The 4,743-nt window shown below is 70.8% G+C and carries 6 protein-coding genes; all 6 read left to right on the top strand.

The window, feature by feature from the left end:
* Positions 1 to 126: 126 nt before the first annotated feature.
* The 6 genes from crcB (F3T56_RS42970) to F3T56_RS42945 all read left to right on the top strand — a co-directional run bounded on the left by crcB (F3T56_RS42970) (position 127) and on the right by F3T56_RS42945 (position 4,661).
* The gene (gene crcB / locus F3T56_RS42970) at positions 127 to 609 is read left to right on the top strand and encodes a fluoride efflux transporter CrcB (protein ID WP_149830912.1); all 483 of its coding nucleotides are present in this window, start codon (positions 127 to 129) and stop codon (positions 607 to 609) included.
* On the top strand, positions 606 to 971 hold the full coding sequence (locus tag F3T56_RS42965) for a DUF190 domain-containing protein (RefSeq protein ID WP_149830911.1): 366 nt from the start codon (positions 606 to 608) through the stop codon (positions 969 to 971). The genes crcB (F3T56_RS42970) and F3T56_RS42965 overlap by 4 nt, the downstream gene beginning before the upstream one ends.
* Positions 968 to 1,342: a fluoride efflux transporter CrcB gene (gene crcB, locus F3T56_RS42960; protein ID WP_149830910.1), complete on the top strand. Its 375-nt coding sequence runs from the start codon at positions 968 to 970 to the stop codon at positions 1,340 to 1,342. Before F3T56_RS42965 ends, crcB (F3T56_RS42960) begins: the two co-directional genes overlap by 4 nt.
* 99 nt (positions 1,343 to 1,441) lie before the next feature.
* Positions 1,442 to 2,173 (top strand): FadR/GntR family transcriptional regulator, encoded by a 732-nt coding sequence (locus F3T56_RS42955; RefSeq protein ID WP_149830909.1) that lies wholly within the window; start codon positions 1,442 to 1,444, stop codon positions 2,171 to 2,173.
* Positions 2,170 to 3,609, top strand: a complete 1,440-nt coding sequence (locus tag F3T56_RS42950; protein ID WP_149830908.1) for an amino acid permease — start codon at positions 2,170 to 2,172, stop codon at positions 3,607 to 3,609. Before F3T56_RS42955 ends, F3T56_RS42950 begins: the two co-directional genes overlap by 4 nt.
* 8 nt (positions 3,610 to 3,617) lie before the next feature.
* Entirely contained in the window at positions 3,618 to 4,661 is a 1,044-nt protein-coding gene (locus F3T56_RS42945; RefSeq protein WP_149830923.1) for an asparaginase, read from the top strand.
* Positions 4,662 to 4,743 lie beyond the last annotated feature (82 nt).

Genomic DNA, 4,743 nt, shown 5'->3' with positions numbered 1-4,743 from the left:
CCCGCGCCTGTGCCCGTGGTCGGGCACCGGGGGTGTGCGGGGTGGACAGGCCCGGGGTTACGCTGTCGATCAGCCGCTGTCCGCCTCGCGGCGCGGCGGTGGGGCGTGAGTAGGAGACGTACGCACATGACAGTCCCGCACCCCGACGAGGTCGAGGCCCGCCATCCTGCTGCCTCCGTCCCGCGCCGACCGGTGCGGCATTCCCCCTGGCAGGGCCAGGCCCCCGTCGTCGCGGTCGTCGCCCTCGGTGGCGGCGTCGGCGCGGCGGCCCGCTACGGCGCGTCGCTGCTGTGGCCCGCGCCGCCCGGCGGCTTCCCCTGGAGCACGTTCTGGGTGAACGTCGTCGGCTGCTTCGTGATCGGCCTCTTCATGGTCGTGATCACGGACATCTGGGCCGCCCACCGCCTGGTACGGCCCTTCTTCGGCACCGGAGTGCTCGGCGGCTTCACCACCTTCTCGACCTACGCCGTCGACATCCAGCGACTGGTCGAGGACGGCCACCCCCGCACCGCCCTCGCGTACCTCGCCGCCACCCTCCTCGCCGCCCTCACGGCGGTCTGGCTCGCGGCGACGGCAGCCCGCCTGGCCCTCGCAGGGAGGCGACGATGACCAAGTCCGAACGGAAGCTGCTCACCAGCCCGGCCCTCCGCCTCACCGTCCTGATCGGCGAGGACGACACCTGGCACCACAAGCCGCTGTACAGCGAGATCGTGCACCGGGCGCACGCCGCCGGCCTCGCGGGCGCCAGCGTCTTCCGGGGCATCGAGGGCTTCGGCGCCTCCTCTGTCGTCCACACCTCACGGCTGCTCTCGCTCAGCGAGGAACTGCCGGTCGCGGTGATCGTCGTGGACACCGAGGAGCGCGTACTGGCGTTCCTGCCGCAGCTGGAAGAGCTGGTCACGGAGGGGCTGGTCACCCTCGATCCGTGCGAGGTCGTCGTCACGAACGCGAAGGGCGAAGCATCGTCGTGAACTGGCTCCTCGTCATCGCCGGCGGCATGGTCGGCGCCCCGCTGCGCTACCTCACCGACCGCGCCGTGCAGTCCCGCCACGACACGGTCTTCCCCTGGGGCACGTTCACCGTGAACGTCACCGGTTCCCTGGTCCTCGGCGTCCTCACCGGCGCGGTGACCGCCGGTGCAGCCACGTCCCATCTGCAACTTCTGCTCGGCACCGGCCTGTGCGGGGCGCTCACCACGTACTCGACCTTCTCGTACGAGACCCTGCGGCTCGCCCAGGACGGCGCCCGCTTCCACGCCGTCGCCAACGTCGTCGCGAGCGTGGTGGCCGGGCTCGGCGCGGCTTTCGTGGGGATGGCGCTGGCGGAGTCCCTCTGGGCGTGAGTCCCCGCGCCACCGGAGTGCTCCACCACGCCCACCAGCCCGAAGATCGAATCCGCGCCCCCTTGACAGCCCCCTCCCGTTACTCGCAGGATCACCCCCGTGAACCTGTCAGACAGCCAGACAGGTGGTTCGGCACCCCGGCGCGTCAGCGCCATGGAGGCGGTGCTCACCCACCTTCGCGACGCCATCGAGCGCGGCAAGTACGCCGTCGGCGACAAGCTCCCCTCCGAGGCGGAGCTGTGCCGGCAGCTCGAAGTGAGCCGTCCGGTGCTGCGCGAGGCACTGCGCGCGCTCCAGGTGATGGGCCTGACCCAGTCCCGCACCGGCAAGGGCACCTTCGTGATCGCGAACACCGTCGAGGACCCCACCTTCGGCGACTACGCGGCCAGCGACCTGCTCGAAGTGCGCCGCCATGTGGAGATCCCGGTCGCCGGGTACGCGGCGGTGCGCCGCACCCCCGAGAACCTGGACCATCTGGCCCACCTCCTGGACCGGATGGAGCGGGAGACCGACACCACCGCCTGGGTCGCGATGGACACGCTGTTCCACCTGGCCGTGGCCGAGGCCGCCCAGAACCCGGTGTTCCGCCGGGTCATCGAGGAGATCCGGGACGCACTGGCGCGTCAGTCGGCCTTCCTCAACGAACTGGGCGGCCGGCGCGAGCAGTCCAACCGCGAGCACCGGGCCATCGTCGAGGCGCTGATCGACGGTTCCGAACACGACGCGGTGGAGGCCATGTCCCACCACCTCGACCGCGTCGAGACCACCCTCACCGACATCGTGCGTTCCCCACGCACGGACACCCCCACGGAAGGCGGACCCGAGGCGTGAGCGAGCAGCAACTCAAAGACGAGGCGCGCACACCGGCCGCACATGTCGACGCGGGCGACCAGGGCTACAGCAAGTCCCTGAAGGCCCGGCACGTCAACATGATCGCCATCGGCGGCGCGATCGGCACCGGCCTCTTCCTCGGCGCCGGCGGCCGGCTCGCCGACGCCGGCCCCTCCCTCTTCATCGCGTACGCCGTCTGTGGCGTCTTCGCCTTCCTCGTCGTCCGGGCCCTCGGCGAACTGGTCCTGTACCGGCCGTCGTCCGGTGCCTTCGTGTCCTACGCCCGTGAGTTCCTGGGTGAGAAGGGCGCGTACACGGCCGGCTGGATGTACTTCCTGAACTGGGCCACCACCGGTATCGCCGACATCACGGCCGTCGCCGTCTACACCCACTACTGGGGGATGTTCTCCGACATCCCGCAGTGGGTGATCGCGCTGATCGCGCTCGCCGTGGTCCTCACCGTGAACCTGATCTCGGTGAAGATGTTCGGCGAACTGGAGTTCTGGTTCGCGATCATCAAGGTCGGCGCGCTCGTCGCCTTCATGTGCATCGGCATCTTCCTGCTGGTCACCCAGCACGAGGTCGGCGACACCACCCCCGGCCCGTCCCTGATCACCGACAACGGCGGCGTCTTCCCGGGCGGCCTGCTGCCCATGCTGTTGATCATCCAGGGCGTCGTCTTCGCCTACGCCTCCGTCGAGCTGGTCGGTGTCGCCGCCGGTGAGACCGAGAACCCCGAGCAGATCATGCCGAAGGCCATCAACTCGATCATGTGGCGCGTGGGCCTGTTCTACGTCGGCTCGGTCGTCCTGCTGTCGATGCTGCTGCCCTGGTCCGCGTACTCGAAGGACGAGAGCCCCTTCGTCACCGTGCTCTCCAACATCGGTGTCCCGGCGGCGGGCGGCGTCATGAACCTGGTCGTGCTCACCGCCGCCATGTCGTCGCTCAACTCCGGCCTGTACTCCACCGGCCGCATCCTGCGCTCGATGGCGATGTCCGGCTCCGCACCGAAGTTCACCTCGGTGATGAGCCGCAGCAAGGTCCCGTACGGCGGCATCCTGCTCACCAGCGGCTTCTGTGTCCTCGGCGTCGGGCTGAACGCCTTCGTCCCCGCCGACGCCTTCGAGATCGTCCTCAACTTCGCCGCGATCGGCATCATCTGCACCTGGGGCATGATCATGATCTGCCATCTGCTCTTCTGGCAGAAGACCCAGAAGGGCGAACTGACGCGGCCGAGCTACCAGCTCCCGGGCTCCCCCTGGACCGAACTCGTGACGCTGTTCTTCCTCGCGTCAGTGCTGGTCCTCATGTACGCCGACGGCGGCGCCGGCCGCACGACGGTGCTGTGCATCCCGCTGATCGTGGGAGCACTCATGGTGGGCTGGTTCGGCATACGGCGCCGGGCAGCCCGGAACTCGACCGGAGCGGATGCGTGAACCAGGCAGTGACGTACGACCCCACGACCACCGGCGCCGCGGCGATCCCTGCGGCTCCGGTGGCCGCGGCCCCCGCGATCCGGGAACCGCTCCACGCCCCCGTCGCCCACCTCGTACGCGGAGGTGTCATCGAGGGCATCCACTACGGCTCCGTCGTGGTGCTGGGCGCCGACGGGGAGGTGGAACTCCAACTCGGCGACATCGAGGCGGCGTTCTACCCCCGGTCGGCGCTCAAGCCGGTCCAGGCCGTGGCGATGCTGCGCGCCGGACTGCCCCTGGACGGCGAACTGCTGTCGCTGACCGCCGCCAGCCATTCCGGCGAGGAACGCCACCTCGCCGGAACCCGGCGGATCCTGGAACTCGCCGGGGCCACCGAGGGCGACCTGCGCAACGTCACCGACATGCCGTACGACCCCGCCGTCCGCGACGCGTGGATACGGGACCGGCGCGGGCCTTCCCGCCTCGCGCAGAACTGCTCCGGCAAGCACGCGGCGATGCTCTACACGTGCAAGCTGAACGGCTGGTCCCTGGAGGACTACCTCGACCCGGCCCACCCGCTGCAGCAGGCCATCGCCGAGATCGTCGAGGACCTGACCGGGCAGGCCATCGCTCAGGTCACGGTGGACGGTTGCGGTGCCCCTCTCTTCTCCGTCTCCCTGCACGGCCTGGCCCGTTCCCTCGCCCGCATCACCACCGCGGCCGAGGGAACGCCTGAGCGGGCGGTCGCCGACGCCATGCGCGCCTACCCCGAGCTGGCGTCCGGCGCGGGCCGCGACGTGGCCGCGCTGATGCGGGCCGTGCCCGGTCTGCTCAGCAAGGACGGCTTCGAGGGCGTCCAGGTCGCCGCGCTGCCGGACGGGCGGGCCGTCGCCGTGAAGATCGCGGACGGGGCGAACCGGGCGCGCGTCCCGGTGACCGCGGCGGCACTCGTCCGCGCCGGCGTCGCCCCCGTCGCCCTCGCCGAGTTCGCCGGCGAGCCCCTCCTGGGCGGCGGCCACCCGGTCGGCCACGTCCGCGCGGCCCGCGCGCTCGATCCACTCCCACGCCGGTAGGCGTGCCGGAACGTTTTCGCCCCCGCCGCCCCTACCCGTCCCTCCCCCACTCTCGGCTTCGCTCGAGCGGGGGGACCCCCAT

The sequence above is a fragment of the Streptomyces tailanensis genome (assembly GCF_008386495.1).
In the GTDB taxonomy this organism is placed as follows: Bacteria; Actinomycetota; Actinomycetes; order Streptomycetales; family Streptomycetaceae; genus Streptomyces; species Streptomyces tailanensis.
Note: the sequence above shows the minus strand (reverse complement) of the source record. Positions and strands in the feature narration are given on the sequence as shown.